This window comes from Pantoea sp. EKM21T (assembly GCF_011800405.1).
Lineage (GTDB): Bacteria > Pseudomonadota > Gammaproteobacteria > Enterobacterales > Enterobacteriaceae > Pantoea > Pantoea agglomerans.
Map to the genome: position 1 here is coordinate 158934 of NZ_JAALFV010000009.1, position 24738 is coordinate 183671.

Annotated in this window: 25 protein-coding genes; 7 read left to right on the plus strand and 18 right to left on the minus strand. The window is 55.5% G+C overall.

What is annotated here, in order from left to right:
• The first annotated feature begins 478 nt into the window (after positions 1 to 478).
• On the plus strand, positions 479 to 1801 hold the full coding sequence (locus HFD87_RS18495; RefSeq protein ID WP_010256442.1) for a hemolysin family protein: 1323 nt from the start codon (positions 479 to 481) through the stop codon (positions 1799 to 1801).
• Between the two features lie 146 nt (positions 1802 to 1947).
• Here the strand turns inward: HFD87_RS18495 and HFD87_RS18500 are convergent, their stop codons facing one another.
• Positions 1948 to 2154: a DUF1107 domain-containing protein gene (locus HFD87_RS18500; protein ID WP_003855513.1), complete on the minus strand. Its 207-nt coding sequence runs from the start codon at positions 2152 to 2154 to the stop codon at positions 1948 to 1950.
• A 314-nt stretch (positions 2155 to 2468) separates the two neighbouring features.
• On the opposite strand from HFD87_RS18500, the gene HFD87_RS18505 reads away from it, so the two are divergent.
• Positions 2469 to 3026, plus strand: coding sequence for a YtfJ family protein (locus HFD87_RS18505; RefSeq protein ID WP_022623931.1), 558 nt, complete (start codon positions 2469 to 2471; stop codon positions 3024 to 3026).
• 74 nt (positions 3027 to 3100) lie between these two features.
• On the opposite strand, the gene cysQ is transcribed toward HFD87_RS18505, so the two are convergent.
• Positions 3101 to 3844: a 3'(2'),5'-bisphosphate nucleotidase CysQ gene (cysQ, locus tag HFD87_RS18510; RefSeq protein ID WP_122889561.1), complete on the minus strand. Its 744-nt coding sequence runs from the start codon at positions 3842 to 3844 to the stop codon at positions 3101 to 3103.
• Positions 3845 to 4137: 293 nt separating this feature from the next.
• Between cysQ and HFD87_RS18515 the strand changes: the two genes are divergently transcribed.
• Complete coding sequence (locus tag HFD87_RS18515; protein ID WP_167423767.1) at positions 4138 to 6081, plus strand: bifunctional 2',3'-cyclic-nucleotide 2'-phosphodiesterase/3'-nucleotidase; 1944 nt, start codon at positions 4138 to 4140, stop codon at positions 6079 to 6081.
• Positions 6082 to 6125: 44 nt separating this feature from the next.
• On the opposite strand, the gene fklB is transcribed toward HFD87_RS18515, so the two are convergent.
• Positions 6126 to 6746 carry an FKBP-type peptidyl-prolyl cis-trans isomerase gene (gene fklB / locus HFD87_RS18520; RefSeq protein ID WP_010256433.1) on the minus strand — a complete coding sequence of 207 codons (621 nt, stop codon included), beginning with the start codon at positions 6744 to 6746 and terminating at the stop codon, positions 6126 to 6128.
• A 220-nt stretch (positions 6747 to 6966) separates the two neighbouring features.
• Between fklB and HFD87_RS18525 the strand changes: the two genes are divergently transcribed.
• Positions 6967 to 7644, plus strand: coding sequence for a LysM-like peptidoglycan-binding domain-containing protein (locus tag HFD87_RS18525; RefSeq protein ID WP_149917073.1), 678 nt, complete (start codon positions 6967 to 6969; stop codon positions 7642 to 7644).
• A gap of 82 nt (positions 7645 to 7726) precedes the next feature.
• Here HFD87_RS18525 and rplI read toward each other — a convergent pair whose 3' ends face one another.
• From rplI to rpsF, 4 genes are read right to left on the minus strand one after another with little or no spacing between them, the layout of a single operon-like run.
• Positions 7727 to 8176 carry a 50S ribosomal protein L9 gene (gene rplI / locus HFD87_RS18530; RefSeq protein ID WP_010256429.1) on the minus strand — a complete coding sequence of 150 codons (450 nt, stop codon included), beginning with the start codon at positions 8174 to 8176 and terminating at the stop codon, positions 7727 to 7729.
• Between the two features lie 39 nt (positions 8177 to 8215).
• Positions 8216 to 8443 carry a 30S ribosomal protein S18 gene (gene rpsR / locus HFD87_RS18535; RefSeq protein ID WP_002210155.1) on the minus strand — a complete coding sequence of 76 codons (228 nt, stop codon included), beginning with the start codon at positions 8441 to 8443 and terminating at the stop codon, positions 8216 to 8218.
• A 4-nt stretch (positions 8444 to 8447) separates the two neighbouring features.
• Entirely contained in the window at positions 8448 to 8765 is a 318-nt protein-coding gene (priB, locus tag HFD87_RS18540; RefSeq protein ID WP_010256154.1) for a primosomal replication protein N, read from the minus strand.
• Positions 8766 to 8771: 6 nt separating this feature from the next.
• Complete coding sequence (rpsF, locus tag HFD87_RS18545) at positions 8772 to 9167, minus strand: 30S ribosomal protein S6 (RefSeq protein WP_003855334.1); 396 nt, start codon at positions 9165 to 9167, stop codon at positions 8772 to 8774.
• 405 nt (positions 9168 to 9572) lie between these two features.
• On the opposite strand from rpsF, the gene HFD87_RS18550 reads away from it, so the two are divergent.
• The gene (locus HFD87_RS18550) at positions 9573 to 9779 is read left to right on the plus strand and encodes a hypothetical protein (protein ID WP_010256150.1); all 207 of its coding nucleotides are present in this window, start codon (positions 9573 to 9575) and stop codon (positions 9777 to 9779) included.
• A gap of 48 nt (positions 9780 to 9827) precedes the next feature.
• On the opposite strand, the gene yjfP is transcribed toward HFD87_RS18550, so the two are convergent.
• Positions 9828 to 10577 carry an esterase gene (yjfP, locus tag HFD87_RS18555; protein WP_010256146.1) on the minus strand — a complete coding sequence of 250 codons (750 nt, stop codon included), beginning with the start codon at positions 10575 to 10577 and terminating at the stop codon, positions 9828 to 9830.
• A gap of 158 nt (positions 10578 to 10735) precedes the next feature.
• On the opposite strand from yjfP, the gene HFD87_RS18560 reads away from it, so the two are divergent.
• Positions 10736 to 12667, plus strand: coding sequence for a methyl-accepting chemotaxis protein (locus tag HFD87_RS18560; RefSeq protein ID WP_167423768.1), 1932 nt, complete (start codon positions 10736 to 10738; stop codon positions 12665 to 12667).
• A gap of 56 nt (positions 12668 to 12723) precedes the next feature.
• A complete protein-coding gene (gene bsmA / locus HFD87_RS18565; protein WP_033769803.1) occupies positions 12724 to 13050 on the plus strand; it encodes a biofilm peroxide resistance protein BsmA in 327 nt (108 codons plus the stop codon).
• Here bsmA and HFD87_RS18570 read toward each other — a convergent pair.
• From HFD87_RS18570 to hfq, 10 genes are all read right to left on the minus strand, one after another.
• A complete protein-coding gene (locus HFD87_RS18570; RefSeq protein WP_167423769.1) occupies positions 13024 to 14652 on the minus strand; it encodes an isovaleryl-CoA dehydrogenase in 1629 nt (542 codons plus the stop codon). The two genes, bsmA and HFD87_RS18570, sit on opposite strands and share 27 nt — an antisense overlap.
• Positions 14653 to 14872: 220 nt before the next feature.
• Positions 14873 to 15607, minus strand: coding sequence for a 23S rRNA (guanosine(2251)-2'-O)-methyltransferase RlmB (gene rlmB / locus HFD87_RS18575; protein WP_167423770.1), 735 nt, complete (start codon positions 15605 to 15607; stop codon positions 14873 to 14875).
• Between the two features lie 69 nt (positions 15608 to 15676).
• Positions 15677 to 18169 carry a ribonuclease R gene (gene rnr / locus HFD87_RS18580; RefSeq protein ID WP_061902002.1) on the minus strand — a complete coding sequence of 831 codons (2493 nt, stop codon included), beginning with the start codon at positions 18167 to 18169 and terminating at the stop codon, positions 15677 to 15679.
• A gap of 16 nt (positions 18170 to 18185) precedes the next feature.
• On the minus strand, positions 18186 to 18629 hold the full coding sequence (gene nsrR / locus HFD87_RS18585; protein WP_010256130.1) for a nitric oxide-sensing transcriptional repressor NsrR: 444 nt from the start codon (positions 18627 to 18629) through the stop codon (positions 18186 to 18188).
• A 218-nt stretch (positions 18630 to 18847) separates the two neighbouring features.
• Complete coding sequence (locus HFD87_RS18590) at positions 18848 to 20146, minus strand: adenylosuccinate synthase (protein WP_010256129.1); 1299 nt, start codon at positions 20144 to 20146, stop codon at positions 18848 to 18850.
• 166 nt (positions 20147 to 20312) lie between these two features.
• Entirely contained in the window at positions 20313 to 20513 is a 201-nt protein-coding gene (locus tag HFD87_RS18595) for a DUF2065 domain-containing protein (protein ID WP_010256126.1), read from the minus strand.
• Between the two features lie 57 nt (positions 20514 to 20570).
• A complete protein-coding gene (hflC, locus tag HFD87_RS18600; RefSeq protein WP_010256123.1) occupies positions 20571 to 21575 on the minus strand; it encodes a protease modulator HflC in 1005 nt (334 codons plus the stop codon).
• A 3-nt stretch (positions 21576 to 21578) separates the two neighbouring features.
• A complete protein-coding gene (hflK, locus tag HFD87_RS18605; protein WP_010699807.1) occupies positions 21579 to 22817 on the minus strand; it encodes an FtsH protease activity modulator HflK in 1239 nt (412 codons plus the stop codon).
• Between the two features lie 227 nt (positions 22818 to 23044).
• Positions 23045 to 24325 (minus strand): ribosome rescue GTPase HflX, encoded by a 1281-nt coding sequence (gene hflX, locus HFD87_RS18610; protein WP_167423771.1) that lies wholly within the window; start codon positions 24323 to 24325, stop codon positions 23045 to 23047.
• Positions 24326 to 24397: 72 nt separating this feature from the next.
• The gene (gene hfq / locus HFD87_RS18615; RefSeq protein ID WP_010256116.1) at positions 24398 to 24709 is read right to left on the minus strand and encodes an RNA chaperone Hfq; all 312 of its coding nucleotides are present in this window, start codon (positions 24707 to 24709) and stop codon (positions 24398 to 24400) included.
• Positions 24710 to 24738 lie beyond the last annotated feature (29 nt).

Consider the following 24738-nt stretch of genomic DNA (forward strand, 5'->3'; position numbering starts at 1 on the left):
CATGCCGGCCCCTTTTCCGCGGGGCGCTTATTAATCTTCTTTGCCCGCACTACCGCAACGGCAACATCCTCATCATAGCCGCACTTTATGGCAAACGGCGGAGCAACTCTGACATCTAAGTCAAATAACGGGGCTATTGTCGGTAAATGGGGTGAGCGATACAACTCCTGCGGGTCGGAATGATCAGTCCGATATGACTCACTCAGATAAATCCGAGTCTGTAACCGGCCGCTCTGGCTGCTAATGCGCCCTTAAGCAGCGGTTTGCCCTCTGGCGGCGCAATGAGCGCTCCTGCTATAATCGGCCACCACAGGCATGCCGCCTGTTTTCATTTCTGCCCCGACATGTCGTTTGTTGTCGAACTGGCGCAGACATTTTTGGCACGGATAGCTTTGTTTCACGGATAAACCAACTCTGTTTGCGCTTACCCACGCTGCCCAGGCCAAAAATGACAAGTGGATAACCCTTTGGATCTCATATGTTAGATAGCTTACTTGTCATTCTGTTACTGATCGTAATCAGTGCCTTTTTCTCTCTGTCGGAGATCTCGCTGGCGGCCGCCCGTAAGATCAAACTGAAACTGCTGGCCGATGAAGGCAACGTAAATGCGCAGCGCGTGCTGAAAATGCAGGAAACGCCGGGCATGTTCTTCACCGTGGTGCAGATTGGCCTCAACGCCGTCGCCATCCTGGGGGGTATTGTTGGCGATGCGGCGTTTTCGCCGGTTTTCAGCGGCCTGTTTAACCGGTTTGTCTCGCCGGAACTGGCGGAGCAGCTCAGCTTTATCTGCTCCTTCACCATCGTCACCAGCCTGTTTATCCTGTTTGCTGACTTAACCCCAAAGCGGGTCGGCATGGTCGCACCGGAAACCATCGCGCTGCGCATCATCAACCCGATGCGTTTCTGCCTGCTGATAATGCGTCCGTTGGTGTTTCTGTTTAATGGCCTGGCTAACGTCTTCTTCCGTATTTTCAAGCTGCCGATGGTGCGTAAAGATGACATCACCTCCGACGATATCTACGCGGTGGTTGAAGCGGGTGCGCTGGCTGGCGTGCTGCGTAAGCAGGAGCACGAGCTGATTGAAAACGTGTTTGAGCTGGAGTCACGTACTGTTCCCTCCTCCATGACCTCACGTGAGAATATTGTCTGGTTTGATCTGCACGAAGATGAGACCAGCCTCAAAACCAAAATCGCCCAGCATCCTCACTCGAAGTTTCTGGTCTGCAGCGGCGATATCGACCATATCGTTGGCTATGTCGACTCCAAAGAGCTGCTGCTGCGCGTGCTGGGTAATCAGAGCATGGCGCTGAACAGCGGCCTGCAGATTCGCTCGGCGCTGATCGTGCCGGACACGCTGACCCTCTCTGAAGCACTGGAAAGTTTTAAAACCGCCGGAGAAGATTTCGCGGTGATCATGAACGAATATGCGCTGGTTGTGGGCATTATTACCCTGAATGATGTAATGACCACGCTGATGGGCGATCTGGTTGGCCAGGGTATGGAAGAGCAGATTGTAGCGCGCGATGAGAATTCATGGCTGGTTGAAGGCGGTACGCCGATTGATGACGTGATGCGCGTGCTGGACATTGATGATTTCCCGCAGTCAGGCAACTACGAAACCATCGGTGGCTTTATGATGTATATGTTGCGTAAGATTCCGAAGCGTACCGATTTTGTGAAGTTTGCTGGCTACAAGTTCGAGGTGGTGGATATTGATAGCTATCGCATCGATCAGCTGCTGGTCACCCGCATCGATGAACGACCGCCGGTGCTGAGCATGACGAAAAGCGAAGAAGAGTAGAATGACCAGCAGTCTGGACATGGACAGCGCGGAACAACCGGAATGTGACGTAGTCTGTGAGAATTGTTGGCACTGCTCAGGTTCAGAGTGACAAATAAAATGGCCTGACTGGCCAGACACTAAGGGCGCCATCGGCGCCCTTATGATTAGTTGAACTCAAGTTTGAGACGAACGACCTGGCGGTTAATTTCTGACATCACGCTCAGGTGCTGTTTGTCTTTGACGCGCGGGATTAATACTTTCCCTTTGTCGAACTCGAACGCGCCGACGTCCTTGATATACAACCTTCCTTTGAACAGCGTTTTTACATATTTCGCTATTTGTAGCGGATTATAGCGCTGGAAGATCTTCATACTGACTAACTCCTGTACATTTTTAAGCACGCTTCGCCGTTTCCAAATTTGGTTCCAGCCCATGAAGCGCGAATTCGCGATAACTATAGAACACTCAAACCTACTAATGTTCCTAAAAGTGATTTTTTTTACTGAATTGACACATCATTACAGAACACTCTGTTATCAGGCTCACACAACACAGTATAAACCTTCGTTGGTTAAGGAATTGTGGCGGCCATAACAAACCTGACACCTTTCCAGGACAGGCGCATCATCCCTGCTTACTATTGCAGTAAAATGACTAACTGGTCTGATCACTCAAGGAAATAGCAATGCGAATAATTCTGGCAGCTGTAGCGTTGTCTTTACTGATACCGGCAAGCGTGATGGCTCATGACCTCAGGCAGGATATGCGGGTACCGGCCGTTGGCGTGAACGACAAAGGCGAGCTGTTATTGCAGCAGGATAAGTTTAGCTACAAAAACTGGAATAGCGCGCAGCTCGGCGGGAAAGTTCGCGTGGTTCAGCACATCGCGGGTCGCTCATCCGCTAAAGAGATGAATGCCGCATTGATCGAGGCGATTAAGGCCGCGAAGCTGCCGCATGATCGCTATCAGACCACCACCATCGTGAATACAGATGATGCCATTCCCGGTACGGGCATGTTTGTGCGCAGCAGCGTCGAGACTAACAAGCAGCAATATCCGTGGTCGCAGTTTGTTGTCGACAGCAAGGGCAATGTGCAGCATGCCTGGCAGTTACAGCCGGGCGGTTCCGCCATTGTGGTGCTGGATAAGCAGGGTAAGGTGAAATTTGTGAAGGATGGATCGCTGACGCAGGATGAAGTGACAAAAGTGATTACGCTGGTCACCTCCCTGCTGAAAGATTAATCGCTGAAGCCCCGGTGGGGAGAGCATCGCCCGCCGGGGTTTCAGCCTTCAGCAGGCTGAGCGCTCAGACAGCGTTAAAACAGTGATACGCGGAAGCCAGGATTAAGGAAGGATTCGCGCGGCGCGTAGTCCAGAGTTTTACCCTGCCAGTCGTGCACATGCGCGCCCGCCGCCATCGCCACGGCATGACCCGCGCCGGTATCCCAGATGTTGGTGGGTCCGAAACGGGGATAGAGCTGCGCTTTTCCTTCTGCCACCAGGCAGAACTTCAGTGAGGATCCGGTCGCGACGGTCTGATGATCACCTAACTGCTTCAGGTACTCTTTCATCTCATCGTCGTCGCCATGTGAACGGCTCACCACCACCAGCGGAGGACGCGCATCACGGACATGAATCTGTTCACGCTGACCGCCCTCCTCTTTCCACGCTTTGCCGTCTGCAGCGGAATACATCACGCCCAGCACCGGCGCATAGACTACGCCCATTACCGGCTTGCCTGCTTCGATTAGCGCAATATTAACGGTAAATTCGCCGTTACGCTTGATGAACTCTTTGGTGCCATCCAGCGGATCGACCAGCCAGTAGCGCTGCCAGTGCTGACGCACCTCCCAGGCTGGCGGATCTTCTTCTGACAGCACGGGGAGATCAGGCGTTAACTTTTTGAGGCCCGCGAGGATCACCTCGTGTGCAGCGATATCCGCGGCGGTCACCGGCGAATCATCCGATTTGTGAGAAACGTCAAGCGGCGCGGCACCGTTATAGACCTGCATAATCGCGTCGCCTGCTTCGCGTGCCAGTTGGCAGATTTGCTCTAACATTTTTCACCTCATTGTGTCTGTCTGCTGCAGGATCAGCTCATCGTCAGATAGTGACATTTTAGCAGTTCCGCCTGAAGTACCCATTTACAGGCACTTTGGCGATTCAATTTATAGATATATCAATATCATAGTTACCCATTTATCGCCACGCCTGTGCCGCTACGCCTCCATCGTTTAAGAATCCGTCGCTGACCGATGCGCCAAAACGTTATACCCATCACGATTTAAAATGACTATCTGTCATGCTTTTACATTATTTTGAGATCCTTATTTATTTTGCAGCAGGAGCAAGCATGTTTAAGCCCGGAATGATGTTACTGGCACTGAGCGTTTCCGTCGCCACCCAGGCGGCGACGGTGGATTTGCGGATACTGGAAACCACCGATCTGCACAGCAATATGATGGATTTCGACTATTACAAAGACACGCCAACCGAGAAGTTTGGCCTGGTGCGAACCGCTACGCTGATCCACGCCGCACGCCAGGAAGTGAAAAACAGCCTGCTGGTCGATAACGGCGACATCATTCAGGGCAGCCCGCTGGGTGACTACATGGCGGCCAAAGGATTACGTGAGGGCGAGATCCATCCGGTCTACAAGGCGCTCAACACGCTGGATTACAGCGTCGGTAACCTCGGCAATCATGAATTCAATTATGGCCTGCCCTACCTGAAAAAAGCGCTGGCGGGCGCACGCTTTCCCTATGTGAACGCCAACGTGATTGATGTGAAGAGCGGCAAACCGCTGTTTACCCCATACCTCATCAAATCCACCACGGTGGTTGATCGCGAGGGCAAAACGCAGACCCTGAAGATAGGTTATATCGGCTTTGTGCCGCCGCAGATCATGGTATGGGATAAAGCCAACCTGCAGGGCAAGGTACGCGTCGATGACATCACCGAAACGGCTCGCCGCTACGTGCCTGAGATGCGCGCGCAGGGCGCCGATCTGATTATCGCTATTCCCCACTCCGGCCTGAGCAGCGAGCCGTATTACACGATGGCGGAGAACTCGGTTTACTATCTCAGCCAGGTGGAAGGCATTAACGCCATCCTGTTTGGTCATGCGCATGCGGTCTTCCCCGGCAAGGAGTTTGCTGACATCAAGGGTGCAGATATCGCCAACGGCACCCTGAACGGTATTCCGGCGGTGATGCCAGGCATGTGGGGCGATCACCTTGGCGTGGTTGACCTGGTGCTGAACAATGAGGGCGGACGCTGGCAGGTGAGCAGCGGCAAAGCACAGGCGCGGCCAATCTACGATACCGCAGCGAAGAAATCGCTGGCGGCAGAGGATCCGGCGCTGGTGAAGGTACTGGCTGACGATCACCGCGCCACGCGGGAGTTTGTGGCGAAGCCCATCGGCAAGTCCGCCGATGTGATGTACAGCTACCTGTCGCTGGTACAGGACGATCCGACGGTACAGATCGTCAATAATGCCCAGCGCGCCTACGTGGAGCATTTCATTCAGGGCGATCCGGATCTGGGCCGTCTGCCGGTGCTCTCTGCTGCTGCGCCGTTTAAAGCGGGCGGACGTAAAAACGATCCGGCCAGCTATGTCGAAGTGGAGAAAGGCGCGCTGACCTTCCGTAACGCGGCCGATCTCTATCTTTATCCCAATACCCTGGTGGTCATGAAAGTCACCGGTGCGCAGGTAAAAGAGTGGCTGGAGTGCTCAGCGGGCCAGTTTAATCAGATCGATCCCCACAGCACGAAAACGCAGTCGCTGATCAACTGGGATTTCCGCACCTATAACTTTGATGTGATTGACGGGGTTAATTATCAGATTGATGTGACCCAGCCCGCGCGCTACGACGCAGAGTGTCAGTTGATCCATCCTGAGGCCTCACGTATCCGTCAGCTTAGCTGGCAGGGTAAACCCGTCGATCCACAGGCGACCTTCCTGGTGGCGACCAATAACTATCGCGCTTACGGCGGCAAGTTTGCCGGCACCGGAGATAAATACATTGCCTTTGCCTCGCCGGATGAGAACCGTTCCGTGGTTGCCGCCTACATCAGCGCGGAAACCAAAGCGCACGGTGAAGTTCAGCCGAAGGCGGACAATAACTGGCGGCTGGCACCGATTACCTCATCCACCCCGCTCGACATTCAGTTTGAAACGGCACCGGGTGATAAAGCGACCGGATTTATTAAGCAGCATGCGCAATATCCGCTTCAGCCCAAAGGGACAGATGCGATCGGCTTTGCTCTGTGGCAGGTGAATTTACAGCAGAAATAAGGCGGAAGAAAACGCTGCAACCGGGGTGGTTGCAGCGTCCGGAATTACAGAATTTCCAGCAGTTCGACTTCGAAGATCAGGGTGCTGAATGGTGGGATAGAGGCACCCGCACCGCGCTCGCCATACGCGAGGTTCTGTGGGATCACCAGTTCCCATTTTGAGCCAACCGGCATCAGGGTCAGCGCTTCAATCCAGCCTGGAATTACGCCGCTTACCGGGAATTCCGCCGGTTCGCCACGGGCAACAGAGCTGTCGAATACGCTGCCGTCGATCAGTTTACCGGTGTAGTGAACGCGTACGCGATCCTGACGTGATGGGATTGGACCTTCGCCCTGCGTAATCACGCTGAACTGCAGGCCTGATTCGGTGCTGCTCACGCCTTCACGCTGCGCATGTTCCTGCAGGAACGCCTGACCTTCTGCGGCCATGGCTTCGGTGCGCTCACGACGCACGCCTTCAGCGCGTTCATGCACTTCACGCAGTGCGCGATGAACCACATCAACCGGTACGGCCGGCGAGTTCCCTTCCAGCGCGTCGCGCAGACCCGCGAGCAGTGCTTCTGGTTGCAGACCCTGCAGACCAGATTCCAGCAACTGCTGGCCAACCTGTAAACCAATACCGTAACTTGCTTGTGCTTCGACGCTGTCGAAAGAAGGGGTAGTCATCTTCGTTCCTTTCACTCTCGGATAAATTCGAACGGGCAGCATAGCAGCGCAGGCCGCTGGCGTAAAATGCCCTGCATCGCAGATGACTTTTGCCGGGGAAAGAGAAACAATAGAGCCGTCAATTTTATCAATGCTGGCAGGCACTTCGCGCCGGTATTGCCCATACTATAACTATCGGGGGGGATCACCCCCTCTGTAGCACACGAATAAGAGAGCAAACATGGGCCAGATAGCCCCACGACGCCGCAGGATGCGTGCAAAACATCTTGTATCCCGGCTGCAGACCTGGCTGGCCGCACGCAGGCTAAAGCAGCCTGCCGGAGAGGAGGAACCCCGAATGGCTTCAGACACGTCATCCCGCCTGCCGACATGGCTTCAGCGTATCTGGCATTTTACCGACCACATTCGCTGGATGGACCCGCTGCCTGCGCCGCACCGCCGTGGCATTGTGGCCGCACTGCTGGTGATGCTGGTGGCGTTTCTCTGGCCCGCCAGCACGCTGCGCTATCCGGTCGAGCAGCCGGTCGCACCCCAGACGGAGAAAGAGGTGCCGATGCAGGCGGATATTTATGAGAACAACAGTAGCCGCCAGCCGTCATCCTCACCGTCTCAGCAGACGCCAAAAGCCGATTCTCAGGGCGAGTGGCGCAATCTGACCATCGCTTCCGGTCAGACGCTGGCGCAGCTGTTTCGTGATAATAGTCTGCCGGTCAATGATGTGTTTGCGATGGCGCGGGTGGAAGGCAGCGATCAGCCACTCAGCTCACTGAAAAGTGGTCAGCAGGTGAAAATCCGTCAGGATGCGCAGGGGGCGGTAACAGGTCTGACGGTGGAGGGCGCAAACGGTCCGGTGCTGTTTACACGTCAGCCAGACGGCAGCTTTATTCGCGCGCAGTAACGCGAACAGCGGCGATTGAAAGGCACAAAAACAAAAACGCCGGCACAGGGCCGGCGTTTGTGTCGTGCTCAGTTAATAAAGATTAACCAGCAACTACTTTCACGTTCAGTTTCGCGAATACTTCGCTGTGAACCTGGAAGCTTACTTCATGCTCACCGGTAGTGCGCAGAACGCCGTTCGGCAGACGAACTTCGCTCTTAGCCACTTCAACGCCAGCTGCAGTCACTGCATCAGCGATGTCGCGGGCACCGATTGAACCGAACAGTTTACCTTCATCGCCCGCTTTAGACGTGATGGTTACAGTGCCCAGTTCATTGATTTTCTCAGCGCGTGCAGTTGCTGCAGACTGAACGTCAGCCAGTTTGGCTTCCAGTTCAGCACGGCGTGCTTCGAAGAACTCAACGTTTTTCTTAGTAGCAGGAACAGCTTTGCCCTGTGGTACCAGGAAGTTACGAGCGTAGCCCGCTTTAACGTTAACCTGATCACCCAGGGTGCCAAGGTTTGCTACTTTATCAAGCAGAATAACTTGCATTACCTTATCCTCTTAAAGTCGTTAATGGACAGTTGCCGATTACTGATGACGATCAGTGTACGGCAGCAGAGACAGGTAACGCGCACGCTTGATGCAGCGAGCCAACTGACGCTGGTATTTTGCACGAGTACCGGTGATACGGCTCGGGACAATTTTACCGCTTTCGGTAATGTAGTTTTTCAACGTTGCGATGTCTTTGTAATCGATCTCAACAACGCCTTCCGCGGTGAAACGGCAGAACTTGCGACGACGGAAATAACGTGCCATTAGGCTAGTCTCCAGAATCTATCAATTCAATCTGCTCGGCATGGAACACCACTTTGCTCTGGCCATTTCGTGCCTGATGGCAACTAATGAAACCGTCGAGTGTGAGTTGCGTGCCGACCGTTATATGTTGAGTAATCACCTGATGGGCGCTGCCGCTGATAATAACCGGCATACGACACCAGGCTTGCCGGTGAAACCCGGCCTCCTCCTGCACTGAGCGGTGCTCAAGCACGAACTGACAGTGAGGAATTCCTGACGGGCTAACTCTTCGAACCGGCGTCTTGCACACAGTGCCAGACAGGCGAAGTCGATTAACCGTCACGATGGATTACTCTTCAGAATCCCCAGCATCTGACTCATCAGCGGATTCGTTAGCAAAATCTTCGCGACGATCACGACGCTCATCTTTCGCTTTAACCATCGGCGATGCTTCAGTTACCGCGTTTTTAACGCGCATAACCATGCTACGGATAACGGCGTCGTTGAAGCGGAAGTTCGTTTCCAGCTCATCGATCGCTTCCTGCGGCGCTTCAACGTTCATCAGAACGTAATGCGCTTTGTGCAGTTTATTGATCGGGTAAGCCAGCTGACGGCGGCCCCAGTCTTCCAGACGGTGAATCGTGCCTTCTGCACCAGTGATAGCACCAGTGTAACGCTCGATCATGCCAGGAACCTGTTCGCTCTGGTCAGGATGAACCATAAATACGATTTCGTAATGACGCATCGAAATTGCTCCTTACGGATTATTCAGCCTCCTGTCGGGGTCAACCGCGGCCCATGGAAGCAAGGAACGTTATAGGCTGTGTCCCACAAAGGTTCGTTGTGACGAGCGTTTGTGGGACACAGCCTGAGAATGCGGCTGAAAAATTGACGCGTAATCATACTGGCGGCGACGGCTAAACTCAAGCGCACATTTCAACAAATGCCATCCGGCGTGCCATATACGGTAGCTTTTCGTGCTAATCATGTGAATACAGCGCGTTAAGCGGGAAAGGTTCAAAAAAGCTGATAAAGAGCTTCAGGCGGACGATCTGGCGATAATGTGCACAGTCGCTAAACTTAATGCAGACGTTACGGTTTGGCTTATCGGCGTCTAACAGAGTGTGTTCCCTGAAGTGAGGAGTCGGGCATGAAAACGTTCGTCATCGCCACTTTACTGGGTCTCTTCCTGTCTCCACCCGCTCTTGCCAGCAATGCTGACTGTGCGCAGCAGATAAGAAGTCACAGCAGCGAAGCTGCATCGGGTTATATCTATGTTAATCGGCTGGATGCGCCACAAAAGAACCCGGTCAACGCGCCTGCCAGAGCAGCAGAAAAATCGTCTGCGCACTGGTAAGTGCTGGTAAATTTACGGGCGGCAGATCCACTCTCCGCCCGCTCATTTTTATAGCTGCTGTTTAAAAAAGCTGACCAGCGCCGTCAATGCTGATGGCGTGATCTTATGTCCAATCTGTTTTTCCGACAGCGAAGTCAGATGCTTCGCCAGCCCGTTGTCACGCAGCGCCCTCTCCAGCCGGACGCTCTCCGCCCAGGGCACCACCTCATCCGCCTCACCATGCCACAACAGCAGCGGACGGTTTGCCAGGGCCTCCAGCCGGTTGCAGGGATCGTAGTCGGCCAGCGGTGCCATGCGGGCAGCAAACTGCGCTTGCTGCTCAGGCGTGTCGGCCACCAGCGGCGGAAACAGCGACTGACTGAGCTGCATAAAATAGCCCGATCCCATCAGGCAGGCGACGCTCTGAATCTGCGGATAACGTGCCATCGCGCCCAGCGCCGTCATGCCGCCCATCGACGCGCCCGCCACCGCAAAACGCTCGCTGGCGATCAGATCGTCAGCGCGCAGCGCCGATTCCAGCTGCGGCAGCTCATCAATGTTCTGTTTCAGAATCTCCCAGAAGCGACCAAGGCGTGCATCGGCATCGCCGTGATAGCGCGCGCCGTGCAGATCCGCATCCGGCATCACCGCCCGGAACCCCGCCTGAGCCAGCGCGACAGCGAAGTAGGCGTAGACCTCTTTTGAAGAGGTAAAGCCGTGATAAAACAGCACGGTAGGCAGTGGCTGATGCCGTTGTCCGGCAGGCGTGGCGTGCAGGCATTCGATACCGGCCAGCGTTTCTGTGGTGAGTTCAATCATGGTCTCTCCTGAGAAGGGGCAAGGCGTGCCGATTGAGTGTACGTCTGCGGGTTAATTTACGAAATCCCCTGCTGCGTTTAGTCGCCAGATTTCGGCCTAAACTTTTCCCGCGCTTTGCCGTTGATGTTGTGTCCCCCTAACTTGATCAAAGGTAATTTATGAAGCGTCTCTCTCTCAGCGACCTGAGTCTTGGAGTTAAGCTGTCTGTACTGACGTCTCTCAGCGTAGCGTTATTGTTGCTGGTTCTGACGCTAACCCAGAGCCACACCGCTTCACGGCAGCTGGAAAATCTCGCCATCGATGACATGCAAAACCAGGTGCAGGGCATCAGTGAAATGGCCACCATGTTCAACGCCACCCTCACCGAAGAGGTGGCTCACTACACCAGTCTGTTTACCAGTTTCCTGCCTAAGCGTTTTAGCCTGGATGAAGGCTCACGGGTGCAGGTCGGTGCCTTCTCGACGCCGGTGCTGCGCGCCGGGTTAAAAACGCTGAACCTCGACCAGACCGCGGTAGACGATTTCACCGAACGCACCGCCGCCGTGGCGACCATTTTTGTGCGCGACGGCGATGATTTTATCCGTATTTCCACCTCGCTGAAAAAGCAGGATGGCAGTCGCGCGATCGGTACGCAGCTTGACCGCAACGGCGCCGCCTGGAAAAGCGTCCGTCAGGGCGACGTCTATCAGGGGCTGGCGACGCTGTTCGGCCATCGCTACATCACACAATATCAGCCGGTAAAAGATGAGAGTGGCAAGGTTGTCGCCATCCTGTTTGTCGGCGTTGGCATTGATAAGCAGTATGCGCTGATGCGTGAAAAAATCCTGGCACGCAAGCTGGGTGATAGTGGTCATTTCTTTGTGCTCAACGGCACCCCCGGTAAGACGCAGGGAGAGTATCTGTTCGATCAGCACGACGAAGGAAAACGACCCGCCTGGGATGACGCGACACTCCAGCCGCTGCTGACTCAGCCGCAGGGCATGCTGCAGGCAGAGATCAACGGCGAGCACCAGATTCTGGCCTGGCAGCAGCTGCCGGGCTGGAACTGGGTGATCGCCGGCGAAGTTAACCGTGAAAGCCTGCTCGCCCCGATTACGCATAGCCGTAACCTGTTCCTGATAACCGGACTGATTCTGGTGGTGGTCTTTGCGCTGGGCTTTGTCTGGTACAGCCGTCGGGCGATTACCCGTCCGCTGCAGCAGGTGATCCATCTGGCGGAGCAATATGCCGCCGGGAATCTGCAGGTCCATATGGATACCCAGCGTCGCGATGAAGTGGGCCAGTTGATCGTTGCGATCAACGGCATTGGCGATGGTCTGGAGAAAATCGTCAGCCAGGTACGCGGCGCGGCGCAGGAGATCAGCGACGGCACGGACACCATCGCGGCCAGCAGTCATAACATCAGCGAGCAGATCGGGCGTCAGGCCAGCAGCGTGGAGCAGACCTCTGCCAGCATGGAGCAGTTTGGCGCGACGGTTGAACACACCGCAGACAGCCTGCGTCAGGCGATGTCACTGGTGGCCGAAGCCAGCGATATCGTCAGTCACGGCAGCCAGACGGTGGTGCGCTCGGTCAACACCATGTCGGCGATTAAGGTTTCATCACAAAGCATTGCGGATATCACCCACGTGATTGAGTCGATCGCCTTCCAGACCAATATCCTGGCGCTGAACGCCGCCGTTGAAGCGGCACGTGCCGGGGAACAGGGCCGTGGCTTTGCCGTGGTGGCCGCAGAAGTGCGTGCGCTGGCACAGCGTTCTGCGCAGGCCGCTAAAGAGATTGATGGACTGATTGCGACCTCCATCAGCAACGTGGCGGAAGGCCATCAGTTATCTGAGCAGACGCGCGATGCGATGAGCGACATTGTGACCCACATCGAGCAGGTGCAGGCGCTGATGGGCGAGATCAACGTGGCGGCGCAGCAGCAGGCGGCAGGCATCGGCCAGGTTAATCTGGCGATGAACCAGATCAGCCAGGCGACTCACCAGAACAGCGAACTGGTGACACAGGCGGAAAACAGCGCGCAGAACCTGAGTGATAAAGGGCATCACCTGACCCAGTTGGTCAGCGTATTCAGCCTTAAATCCTGACGTCATTCAGGGCGATGGCATACACTTAATGCTTCGTCCTGAAAGAGGGTTTTGCTATGCGTTTCGCTTATTTACTGATGATAAGCCTGCTGCTGGCAGGCTGTTCCGCGCTTGAGACCACGCCAAAAGCACCGCCCGCGCCGACGCAACAGGCGCAGGAGATTTCACGGGCGCAGAGTGGCGGTTTGCCAAAGCTGGGCAATATTACCGTTAACGTGCGCGGCTCACCGGATGATGCCGGGCGGGCCGTCGCCGCCCGGGCTAACCAGGCCGGTGCGGCTTACTATCAGATCGTGGCGCTGAGTGAAACGGTAATGCCCGGTCTCTGGTATGCCAGCGCGATTCTTTACGGCGCATCACCTGCCACAGGCGCGGGCCAGTAAACGGTCTGTGATTGCTGTCTCAAGCGGGCGGGAGCCACGCCGATCGAGCCACTGCTGGCACCATGCATCCGCCAGCGGCGGTTCGCCATATTTCAGTAGCTGAGCGCCGGTCGCAAGCTGCAGCAGCGTGCGGGTCACCTCGCGCGCCTGCTCTTCGGGGACTTTGCTCATTCGCAGCCGTAACTGACGCCAGCGCGCATCGAAATGACGATTACTCCCTTTCACCGCTTCAAATTCCTGACTCAGCATCTCCGAAACCTCTGCCTGACGGGTGAGCACGCGCAGTACGTCAAGACACATCACGTTGCCCGACCCTTCCCAGATGCTGTTGACCGGTATGTCACGATAGAGGCGCGGCAGCTCGCTCGCTTCGCAGTAGCCGATGCCACCCAGCACTTCCATCGACTCCGCGACGAACGGGGCTCCCGCTTTGCAGATCTGATATTTTGCAGCCGGAGTGAATAAGCGGGCAAACGTGACCTCATGCGGTTTTGCCGGTTGTGACCAGGCGCGCGCCAGCCGCATCAGCAGCGCGGTTTGTCCCTCCAGCTGCAGCGCCTGCTGTGCCAGAACCTGACGCATCAGCGGCTGATCCACCAGGTTTTTCCCCATCACCTGGCGCTGATGTGCATGCCAGAGTGCCACCGAGAATGCACGCCGCATCTGACCATGACTGCCGAGTGCGCAGTCGAAGCGCGTCATACCGCCCATTTTAAGGATCAGCCGCACGCCTTCGCCCTCTTCTCCCAGCAGCCAGCCGGTCGCATCGCGAAACTCCACCTCACAACTGGCATTTGAGCGATTACCCAGCTTATCTTTAAGCTGCTCAAGCTGGATGGCGTTGCGTGACCCGTCAGGCAACAGGCGCGGCAGGAAGAAACAGCTTAATCCGGCGGGCGTCTGCGCCAGCACCAGATGCGCATCGCTCTGCGGCACCGAGAAGAACCATTTGTGGCCGGTCAGCCGGTAGGCTTCACCCGGGCCGCGCGCCCCCAGCGGCTCGGCCCGGGTGGTGCTGGTGAGCAGATCGCTGCCGCCCTGTTTTTCCGTCATGCCCATACCGATCAGCAGACCCCGCTTCTGGTCGCCGGGCTGCGCATGGGTATCGTAACGATCGCTGAGCAGCGGATCGAGCCAGCCTTCGAACGCGGCGGGCAGATAAGTCTGCAGCAGTGGAATGGCCGCGTGCGTCATGGTCACCGGGCAAAGCGTGCCCGCTTCAACCTGTGCGTGCAGAATAAAGCGCGCAGCGCGCGCCACGCTGGCCTGTTCACGTACTGTGGGATGCCAGCTGAGATTATGCAGGCGGCTGGCGCAGACACCCTGCATCAGCAGGTGCCAGGCGGGGTGAAAACGGACTTCATCCATCCGTACGCCACGGGCGTCGTAGCGCAGCAGCTCAGGTGGCTCCGCGTTGGCGAGCCGGCCCAGCTCCAGCGACTCGGCGCTGCCCAGCTGTCGGCCTACCGAAGCCAGCCATTCCCGGTCCCATCCGGCGCCTTCGCGTGACAGTGCCTCGCCGAGCGGCGTATCAGACAGGAACAGGTTGCTGTTGCTCAGAGGATGGGGCTGATTAAAAACGGTGTGTGTTGTACAGGTCATAACCACTCCTCGCGGATGTCACTCAGTAAGTATACCCGTCGCCTTTCAAGCTGCATTTTTGTTGGCTGCGTTCACTCACCCGAATCACTTACTCATGTAAGCTCATCGGGATTCGTTCTCTTGCCGCCTCAATGCAACCCGAAATCCTTTGGGTATATACGAATGACGCGCAGTTATGCCTGGTACAGAAACTAATTTGTGGCGAGGATCACATCGGGGATCAGGCGTTGCGCTGACGCACCGCTTCAAACAGGCAGACACCCGTAGCCACCGAGACATTCAGCGAAGAGACGCTGCCGGCCATCGGAATGCTGATCAGCTCATCGCAATGCTCACGGGTCAGACGACGCATGCCTTCCCCTTCCGCGCCCATCACCAGCGCCATCGGACCGGTCATTTTGCTCTGGAAGACGGTATGGTCAGCTTCACCTGCGGTACCGACAACCCAGATGTTGTACTCCTGCAGCAGACGCAGGGTACGTGCCAGGTTGGTGACGCGGATCAACGGCACATTTTCTGCCGCGCCGCTGGCCACTTTTTTGGCCGTTGCATTCAGGGGAGCAGAGCGATCTTTCGGCACGATAATCGCGTGAACACCGGCCGCATCGGCACTGCGCAGGCAGGCACCCAGATTGTGCGGATCGGTGACCCCGTCCAGCACCAGCAGGAAGGGTTTGTCCAGGCTCTGCAGCAGATCCGGCAGGTCGCCTTCCTGATACTGACGACCCGGTTTTACCCGCGCCACAATACCCTGATGCACACCGCCTTCAACCTGGCTGTCGAGCCACTTGCGCTCGGCCAGCTTAATCACGACCCCCTGAGCTTCCAGCGCGGCGACCACGGGTTGCAGGCGACGATCGTCGCGGCCTTTGAGGATAAAGACTTCCTGGAATCGTTGTGGATCACGTTCCAGCAGCGCCTGCACGGCATGGATACCAAAAATAATTTCGCTCATCGATCTGCTCAGTGTTTGGAAATGAATGAATGACCGCCCTTTCTCAGTGAGAAAGGGCGGGTGCGCGCATCAGTCAGGCTGCGCCTTTTTTCTGGCGCGCTTCGCCCGGGTGGCGGCGGCGATTTTACGGGTTTTTTCCGAGACGTTTTTACTTTTATTCTCGGTATTTGCAGCGGCGGGCTTACTCTTGTCGCCCCGGAAAGCGGCGTCCGGCTCGAAGTTGGACTTCTTGCTCGCATCACGACGGCGTTTCGCTGGCGCTTTGTCGTCACGCTTCGCCCGGTCGCGTGCGGTTTTGCCTTCACCACGTACCTGACGCTGGCTGGAGATCAGGGCAAAGTCGATTTTACGCTCATCCATATGGACGGCTTCAACACGCACTTCAACCGTGTCACCCAGACGATAGGTGCGACCGCCCGATTCACCGATCAGACGCTGACCTACCGGGTCAAAACGGTAGTAATCGTTGTCGAGCGTCGAAACGTGGACCAGACCATCAATGAACAGATCGCTTAAGCGTACAAAGAAGCCAAATCCGGTCACGCTGGAAATGACGCCGTTGAAGACGTTGCCAACCTGGTCCTGCATGAAGTCACACTTGAGCCAGTCCGCGACGTCACGGGTCGCTTCATCGGCGCGGCGTTCGGTCAGGGAACAGTGCAGGCCCAGTTGCAGCATCTGCGGCATGTCGTAGTGATAGCCGCCGGTTGCTGTCGTCATATCTTTGGCGACGCTGCGATCTCTCGGCATCAGGTATTTAATGGCGCGCTGTACCAGGCCTTTACCTTCGTCCTGCTCTTTTGCCAGCAGATATTTGATGGCGCGATGCAGCGTCAGATCCGGATAACGACGGATTGGCGAGGTAAAGTGCGCATACGACGAGAGTGCCAGACCAAAGTGACCGCGGTTTTCCGGGTCGTAAACGGCCTGCTTCATCGAACGCAGCAGCATGGTTTGCAGCATTTCCGCATCAGGACGATCGGCAACCTGCTTCAGCAGCGCCGCATAGTCGATTGGCTGCGGTTTGTTGCCACCAGGCAGACTTAGTCCCAGCTCGTTAAGCACGGTACGGAAGCTCTTGATGCTTTCGTCGGTCGGGCGATCGTGATCGCGGAACAGCGCCGGTTCCTGATTTTTCTCAACGAAGCGTGCCGAGGCGATGTTCGCCAGGATCATGCACTCTTCGATCAGCTTATGGGCGTCATTACGTGACACGCGCTCAACACGCTCAATACGGCGCTCGGCGTTGAAGATAAACTTCGCCTCTTCCGTTTCAAACGAGATACCGCCGCGCTCTTCACGAGCGGCTTCCAGCGCATGATAGAGGTTGTTCAGCTCTTCAAGGTCTTTAACCAGCGGCGCATACTGCTGACGCAGCTCTTTGTCGCCCTGCAGAATGTTCCAGACTTTGTTGTAGGTCAGACGCGCATGGGAGTTCATCACCGCTTCGTAGTGCTTGAAGCCGGTCAGTTTACCTTTGGTCGAGATGGTCATCTCGCACACCATACAGAGGCGATCGACCTGCGGGTTAAGCGAACATAAGCCATTCGACAGCACTTCCGGCAGCATCGGCACAACCTGCGACGGGAAGTAGACCGAGGTTCCGCGCTGATGCGCTTCGTCATCCAGTGGGGTGCCCGGACGGACGTAATAGCTGACATCCGCGATAGCTACCCACAGACGCCATCCGCCACCGCGCTTCTTCTCACAGTAAACAGCATCATCAAAGTCACGGGCATCTTCACCATCGATGGTGACCAGCGGCAGCTTACGCAGATCGACGCGGCCTTTTTTGGCCTCTTCCGGGACTTCTTCTTTCAGTTTGCTGACCTGAGCTTCCACTTCCGGCGGCCAGGTGTGCGGGATTTCATGCGTACGCAGCGCCATATCCACGGCCAGGCTGGTACCCATATCATCGCCCAGAATCTCGGCGATTTTACCGATCGCTTTGCTGCGACGGTTCGGACGCTGGACCAACTCAACCACCACCACGGAACCCATGCGGGCATTCATCGTCTCTTCAGGCGGGATGAGGATGTCAAAACTCAGGCGACTGTCGTCCGGTACCACGAAGCCGGCACCGGCATCGGTAAAGTAACGGCCAACGATCTGATTGTTGCGGGGTTCCTGCACCCGGACCACGCGCGCTTCGCGGCGGCCTTTGCGATCGGCACCCAGCGGCTGCGCCAGGATCACGTCACCGTGCATACAGAATTTCATCTGTTCTGCGGAAAGGTAGAGGTCATCTTTCTGACCTTCTGCCCGCAGGAAGCCGTAGCCATCGCGGTGGCCAATGACTTTACCGCGCAGGAGATCAAGACGTTCTGGCAGGGCATAACACTGACGGCGGGTGAACACCAGCTGACCATCACGCTCCATGGCGCGAAGGCGGCGACGCAGCGCCTCAAGGTGTTCTTCTTCCTGCAGATTCATCTCTTCAGCCAGCTCTTCGCGGCTGGCCGGTTTTTCACGTTTTTCTAACAGAGCCAGAATAAATTCACGGCTCGGAATAGGGTTTTCGTATTTTTCAGCTTCTCTATCCTGAAAAGGATCTTTTGACATAGCGGTTCCTCCGATGTCATTTAATATTTATTTCCACCGGCGATCTGGACAAGATGATCTCATAAAGTGGTGTATTTCCTTCGACCAGATCTGCCAACGTATAGCTATCCAGCTCCTGCAAAAATCGCTGCACCGCATCATGTAACGCCTGCTTCAGACGACAGGCTGGCGTGATGGAACAGGACGCGCAATCCACTAATTGTAGTGGTTCCATCTTACGTACCACATCGCCAATGACAATCTGACGAGCTGGCATACCCAGACGAATGCCCCCGTTTTTACCACGCGTTGCGGCGACATAGCCCGCCCGGCTCAGCTGATTGATAATTTTGACCATATGATTACGGGACAAACCATAAGTGTTCGTCACTTCCGTAATATTGGTCTGCTGACCTTCCGGCAACGATGCCAGATAAATCAGTGCCCGTAAGCCATAATCAGTAAAACTCGTGAGCTGCACAGTAACCTCAGTGAACCTTCAGGCGCGGCATGACCTTATTCGCCCTGTGATTGATGCCAGGATTAAATCGGATCGCCATTCGATTAGCTACGATGATAAACCAGAGTCTGTCTGGCCGTGCGCTTTTTTAAGCCAGCAGAAGGTTTGACAAGCGAAGGGAGGTTAAGTGGCATCAAAGAATGGAAAAACAAGGGCCGGACAGCGTCCGGCCTGAATGATTACGCGTCGAACGGGTCGCGCAGAATCATTGTTTCACTACGATCAGGGCCGGTTGAGATGATATCAATCGGCACACCCGTTACCTCTTCCACACGCTTGATGTAGTCACGCGCAGCCTGAGGCAAACCTTCCAGCGTCTTGACGCCAAACGTTGTCTCGCTCCAGCCTGGCAGGGTTTCGTAGATCGGCTCAATGCCTTCCCAGTTCTCTGCCGCCAGTGGCGTGGTAGTCACTTCGCGGCCATCAGGCATACGATAAGCCACACAGATCTTCACCTCTTTCAGGCCATCCAGCACGTCCAGCTTGGTCATGCAGAAACCTGACAGGGAGTTGATCTGGACCGCGCGGCGAACCGCTACCGCATCCAGCCAGCCGGTACGACGACGACGACCGGTGGTCGCACCAAACTCATTACCCTGCGCACAGAGGAATTCGCCGGTTTCATCGAACAGCTCGGTCGGGAACGGGCCTGCGCCAACGCGGGTTGAGTAAGCTTTCACAATACCCAGCACGTAGTCGACATAGCGCGGGCCAATGCCTGAACCGGTCGCTACGCCACCTGCGGTGGTGTTGGATGAGGTCACGTACGGATAGGTACCGTGATCGATATCCAGCAGCGTACCCTGCGCACCTTCAAACATAATCAGATCGCCACGCTTACGCGCGACGTCCAGCAGTTCAGAGACGTCAACGACCATGCCAGTGATGATGTCAGCGACTTCCATCACATCACTCAGCACTTTATCGAAGTCAACTGCCGGCTCTTTGTAGTACTCCACCAGCTGGAAGTTGTAGAAATCGACCACTTCTTTCAGCTTGGCAGCAAAGGTTTCTTTGTTAAACAGGTCGCTGACGCGCAGGGCACGGCGAGCGACTTTATCTTCGTAAGCCGGTCCGATGCCACGCCCCGTGGTACCAATCGCTTTGGCGCCACGAGCACGTTCACGCGCCATATCCATCGCAACATGATATTGCAGGATCAGCGGACAGGCTTCAGAAATCAGCAGACGTTCACGTACCGGAATCCCGCGCGCTTCCAGGCCTTTCATCTCTTTCATTAAGGCTTCAGGAGAGAGCACTACGCCGTTACCAATGATGCTGGTGACGTTATCGCGCAGAATGCCAGAAGGGATCAGGTGGAGGACGGTTTTTTCACCGTTTATGACAAGCGTGTGGCCCGCATTGTGGCCGCCTTGATAACGCACAACGTAATTCGCGCGCTCAGTCAGAAGGTCTACAATCTTACCTTTACCTTCGTCACCCCATTGGGTGCCCAGTACGACGACGTTCTTACCCATTTCTCAAAATCACCGATTGCTTAAAAAAGGATTCTACCATCTGATCCCGTGGTTTTCAGCACTTTTAGCATACGATTGCGCGCTTTTTTGCCTGAGTTTTGATCACTACAACATGTTGGGGATAATAGCGTTGAAAGGCACAATTTAGCCGGTCTGAACGTCAGCCTCAGAGGTTGCCGTGCAGGCTGAGCATGCAGTAAATCACCATGCCAGCAACGACCAGTCCTCCACCAAAGCGGTGCAGCAGACGATCGGGCAACCGCGTCATCGTCAGGATCATGCGTCGCCAGGCGCGCGGCATAAACATTGGTCCCAACCCTTCCAGCACTAACACCAGCGCCAGCGCCATCCAGATGCTTGTTTTCATTCTGATACCCAAAAAAAAGGGCCGACAACATTGTCGGCCCACAGGTTATATCAGTTCTTAGCGTGTCGCGTTAGAGGGCGCCTTCATATATCGGAAGAAGTCGCTATCCGGGCTTAACACCATCACATCCTGATCGCTATTGAAGCTGTTTTCATAGGCACGCAGGCTACGAATAAAGGCGTAGAAGTCAGGATCTTTGCTGAACGAATCGGCAAACAACCGCGCCGTTTCCGCATCACCGTCACCGCGTGTAATCAGCGCTTCACGCTGGGCTTCAGCCAGAGTACGGGTGACCTGGTAATCGGCCTGGGCGCGCAGTTTTTCCGCCTCTTCCTGACCCTGTGAACGCTGGCTACGCGCTACCGCTTCACGCTCAGCACGCATACGGTTAAAGATCGCATCAGACACTTCAGTCGGCAGGTTGATCTGCTTGATGCGAACATCCACCACCTGAATACCTAACGCCGCCATACTGTTCGGGTTTGGTGCCGGTTCGCTGCTGTTGGTTTCACGCTCGACACGGGCCGCTGCACTGGCAATCGCGTCATCAGCCGCAGGGGTTGCGATTTCATCATCGTTGCCTGCAGAGCCGGTATTCAGCGCGTCACGCACATCGGTAGTCAGACGACCACGGGAGTCCGTTACGATATCTTTCACATCCAGACGACCCATCTCAGAACGCAAGCGGTCACTGAACTTACGTTTCAGCAGCACTTCCGCCTGAGAGACATCACCGCCACCAGTGGCCAGGTAGTAGCGACTGAAGTCGCTGATACGCCACTTGATGTAGGAGTCTACGATCAGATCTTTCTTCTCTTTGGTGACGAAGCGATCGGCCTGGTTATCCATGGTCTGGATACGCGCATCCAGCGTTTTAACCGTTTCCAGGAATGGAATCTTGAAATGCAGACCCGGCTCAAACACCTGCGGCTTGTTTTCGCCGTCGCGCAGGACTTTACCGAAGCGCAGAACAATGCCTCGCTGCCCTTCCTGCACCACAAACAGGGACGCATAGAGCGCCACCAGCACGACAATGATTAAAAATACTATTGGCTTACGCATCGATTACTCTCTCCCTTCGCGCTGGCTGTCGCTGCGCTGAGCATTTGCCCGACGCTGATCCATGATATTGTCCGGACTGTATGACGACGTTTCATTGCGGCTGGCACTGCTATCGGAGCGCGCAGGCAGCGAAGAACCATTCGCGCCTTTCTGACCATTCTGGCCCGATGAAGTCTGACCGCCACGCATCAGTTGATCCAGCGGCAGCACCATCAGGTTATTACCCCGATCGTTAACCAGTACTTTGCGGGTATGGCTCAGCACACGTTCCATGGTCTCGATATAGAGGCGCTCTTTGGTGATTTCGGGTGCAGCTTTATACTCAGGCAGGATCTTGGCGAAACGCGCCACCTCACCCTGCGCTTCCAGAACGGTACGCTCTTTGTAAGCGCGTGCCTCTTCCAGAATACGTTGCGCCTGGCCGTTAGCACGAGGCTGAACTTCGTTGGCGTAAGCTTCGGCTTCGCGAACGTACTGCTCGCGGTTTTCGCGTGCGGCAATCGCGTCATCAAATGCAGACTTCACCTCTTCCGGCGGACGTGCAGCCTGGAAGTTGACGTCCAGTACCGCGATCCCCATGTTATAAGGGCGAATCGTCTCGTCGATTTCACGCTGGGTATCGCTACGAACCACGGTACGACCTTCGGTCAGGATGCGGTCCATGGTAGAGCGACCAATCACGCCGCGCAGCGCGCTGTCGGTAGCCTGACGCAGGCTGTCGTCCGCGCTGGTCACAGCATAAAGATAACGTTCCGGATCCGTCACGCGATACTGCACGTTCATTTCCACGCGCACCACATTCTCATCCGAAGTCAGCATGACGCCAGAAGCAGCCAGTTCACGCACCGATTCAACGTTAACCGCACGCACCTGATCAACGAATGTCGGCTTCCAGTTCAGACCAGGTTCGACCAGGTGACTGAATTTACCGAAGCGCGTCACCACGCCACGTTCCGCTTCTTTGATGGTGTAGAAACCGCTTGCAGCCCAGATGACTACAGCAGCAACAGCCACGATACCAACAATTTTGCCACCGCTGCCGGAGCCGCGCTGACCGTTGTCGTTCTGTTTGCCACCGCCCAGTCCACCAAGCTTCTTGCTCAGCTTACGGAAGATATCATCCAGATCAGGAGGCCCGGATTCCCGTCCTCCCTTATTCCCCCCAGAGTTGCCGCCTTGATTATTGCTGCTTCCCCACGGGTCGCGGTCCTGTCCGTTATTTCCGGGCTGATTCCACGCCATGTTTCTACTCCATTTATTGTAATTACGATTTTTACCCTTCAGCTTTCGGATTGCAGCGGTGTTGGCTGCCTTCGCTCACCCCGGTCACTTACCTGCGTAAGCTCCCGGGGATTCACTCAGTTGCCGCCTTGCTGAAATCCAAAATACTCGGGTAACGCCAGCGTATTCGGGTCTGCAAAGAAAGTGCGACAATCTTCAATTTTTAAGGTAAATGCGTTTGGGCAATATCAAACAATGTAACTGGTCAGCGACGGTTCCTGCTTACATAAACGCATCCACTCAATAATGGGCATACGTATCTGCAATCCTACACTGCCGTCTTCTTCATTCCACTCTTTCTCAATCGCCTGCAGCTGATAGAAACGGCTGCGAAGTCGCCCCGCTTCCGGTGGCAGACGTAATGCGTGCTGGGCTATTTCACCCGCCAGACGCTCAGACAGCGCCTGCCATAGCAACGGAATGCCTGCGCCTGTCTGGGCGGAAAGCCAGACGCGGATTGGCAGGTTCTCTTCGTTACGATCGATACGCGGTTCGAATCCGTCGAGCATATCGATTTTATTCATCACCAGTAACGTCGGGATTTCGTCCGCTTCAATCTCTTCCAGTACGGCATCGACAGCAGCGATATTTTCCGTGACGCGAAGGTCAGCCCCATCAATCACGTGCATTAACAGCGTCGCCTGACGAGTCTCCTGCAGCGTGGCTTTAAAAGCGACAACCAGATCGTGAGGAAGATGGCGAATAAAGCCTACCGTATCCGCCAGTACCACGTCCCCGACATCAGCAACATTCAGACGGCGCAGTGTGGGGTCGAGCGTCGCAAACAGCTGGTCTGCGGCAAAGACATTGGCGGAGGTCATGGCGTTAAAGAGGGTCGACTTGCCGGCGTTGGTGTAACCCACCAGCGAAACCGTTGGCACATCCGCTTTGGCGCGTGACTGACGTCCCTGCTCACGCTGTTTTTCAACTCGCTCAAGACGAGACAAAATCTGACTGATACGGCCGCGCAACAGCCGGCGGTCCGTTTCTAACTGCGTTTCACCCGGGCCACGTAAACCAATCCCGCCTTTCTGGCGTTCAAGGTGGGTCCAGCCGCGCACCAGACGTGTCGCAAGATGGCGCAGCTGTGCCAGCTCAACCTGCAATTTACCTTCGTGGGTACGTGCGCGTTGGGCAAAGATATCCAGAATTAAACCAGTGCGATCAATGACCCGGCATTCGCACAGGCGCTCGAGGTTTCTTTCCTGAGCGGGCGTAAGGGCATGATCGAATAATACGACCGATGCTCCTGTTGTTTTTACCGCATCGGCAATTTCAACGGCCTTTCCTTCACCGACAAAATACTTGGGGTGTGGCGCTTTGCGGCTGCCAGTAACCACTTGCAGCGCCTCAACGCCAGCAGAAGAGACCAGGGTTTCAAACTCCTGCAAATCTTCTACTTCTTTGTCTTGGGAGAACCAGATGTGTACCAGTACGGCCTGCTCACCGGCTTCATAACGGTCAAACAAGCTATAACCTCGCTAAATAAAAGACCAGGACGGAAAACCGCTGTTCTCCGTTCCTGGCTGTACGGTGACGCGTTATTCTGCGTTATCACCGTCTTGTTGTGGCTGTGGCTGCGCAGTTGTGTTGCTGCCGCCATGATGGTAATTGTTGCTGCCGCCACCGGTATTATTGCTATGGTGAGAAACCGGGCGTGAAGGAACAACGGTAGAAATGGCGTGCTTATACACCATCTGACTCACCGTGTTTTTCAACAAAATGACGAACTGATCAAATGACTCAATCTGACCCTGCAACTTAATACCGTTAACCAGATAAATCGAAACCGGAACACGTTCACGACGCAGTGCGTTCAAAAACGGGTCTTGTAATGATTGCCCCTTAGCCATTCTATCTTTTCCTTATATGCTTGTTGTTT

Bases quoted from the DNA above. Each gene is read 5' to 3' on its own strand.
- cysQ (WP_122889561.1), bottom strand. From the start codon at position 3,844: ATGTTAGAGCAAATCTGCCAACTGGCACGCGAAGCAGGCGACGCGATT.
- rplI (WP_010256429.1), bottom strand. From the start codon at position 8,176: ATGCAAGTTATTCTGCTTGATAAAGTAGCAAACCTTGGCACCCTGGGT.
- bsmA (WP_033769803.1), top strand. From the start codon at position 12,724: ATGCGTTTCGCTTATTTACTGATGATAAGCCTGCTGCTGGCAGGCTGT.
- HFD87_RS18525 (WP_149917073.1), top strand. From the start codon at position 6,967: ATGGGCCAGATAGCCCCACGACGCCGCAGGATGCGTGCAAAACATCTT.
- fklB (WP_010256433.1), bottom strand. From the start codon at position 6,746: ATGACTACCCCTTCTTTCGACAGCGTCGAAGCACAAGCAAGTTACGGT.
- hfq (WP_010256116.1), bottom strand. From the start codon at position 24,709: ATGGCTAAGGGGCAATCATTACAAGACCCGTTTTTGAACGCACTGCGT.
- hflC (WP_010256123.1), bottom strand. From the start codon at position 21,575: ATGCGTAAGCCAATAGTATTTTTAATCATTGTCGTGCTGGTGGCGCTC.
- HFD87_RS18550 (WP_010256150.1), top strand. From the start codon at position 9,573: ATGAAAACGTTCGTCATCGCCACTTTACTGGGTCTCTTCCTGTCTCCA.
- HFD87_RS18515 (WP_167423767.1), top strand. From the start codon at position 4,138: ATGTTTAAGCCCGGAATGATGTTACTGGCACTGAGCGTTTCCGTCGCC.
- HFD87_RS18505 (WP_022623931.1), top strand. From the start codon at position 2,469: ATGCGAATAATTCTGGCAGCTGTAGCGTTGTCTTTACTGATACCGGCA.
- HFD87_RS18595 (WP_010256126.1), bottom strand. From the start codon at position 20,513: ATGAAAACAAGCATCTGGATGGCGCTGGCGCTGGTGTTAGTGCTGGAA.
- HFD87_RS18500 (WP_003855513.1), bottom strand. From the start codon at position 2,154: ATGAAGATCTTCCAGCGCTATAATCCGCTACAAATAGCGAAATATGTA.
- HFD87_RS18590 (WP_010256129.1), bottom strand. From the start codon at position 20,146: ATGGGTAAGAACGTCGTCGTACTGGGCACCCAATGGGGTGACGAAGGT.
- rnr (WP_061902002.1), bottom strand. From the start codon at position 18,169: ATGTCAAAAGATCCTTTTCAGGATAGAGAAGCTGAAAAATACGAAAAC.
- yjfP (WP_010256146.1), bottom strand. From the start codon at position 10,577: ATGATTGAACTCACCACAGAAACGCTGGCCGGTATCGAATGCCTGCAC.
- rlmB (WP_167423770.1), bottom strand. From the start codon at position 15,607: ATGAGCGAAATTATTTTTGGTATCCATGCCGTGCAGGCGCTGCTGGAA.
- HFD87_RS18495 (WP_010256442.1), top strand. From the start codon at position 479: ATGTTAGATAGCTTACTTGTCATTCTGTTACTGATCGTAATCAGTGCC.
- rpsF (WP_003855334.1), bottom strand. From the start codon at position 9,167: ATGCGTCATTACGAAATCGTATTTATGGTTCATCCTGACCAGAGCGAA.
- HFD87_RS18560 (WP_167423768.1), top strand. From the start codon at position 10,736: ATGAAGCGTCTCTCTCTCAGCGACCTGAGTCTTGGAGTTAAGCTGTCT.
- rpsR (WP_002210155.1), bottom strand. From the start codon at position 8,443: ATGGCACGTTATTTCCGTCGTCGCAAGTTCTGCCGTTTCACCGCGGAA.
- HFD87_RS18570 (WP_167423769.1), bottom strand. From the start codon at position 14,652: ATGACCTGTACAACACACACCGTTTTTAATCAGCCCCATCCTCTGAGC.
- hflK (WP_010699807.1), bottom strand. From the start codon at position 22,817: ATGGCGTGGAATCAGCCCGGAAATAACGGACAGGACCGCGACCCGTGG.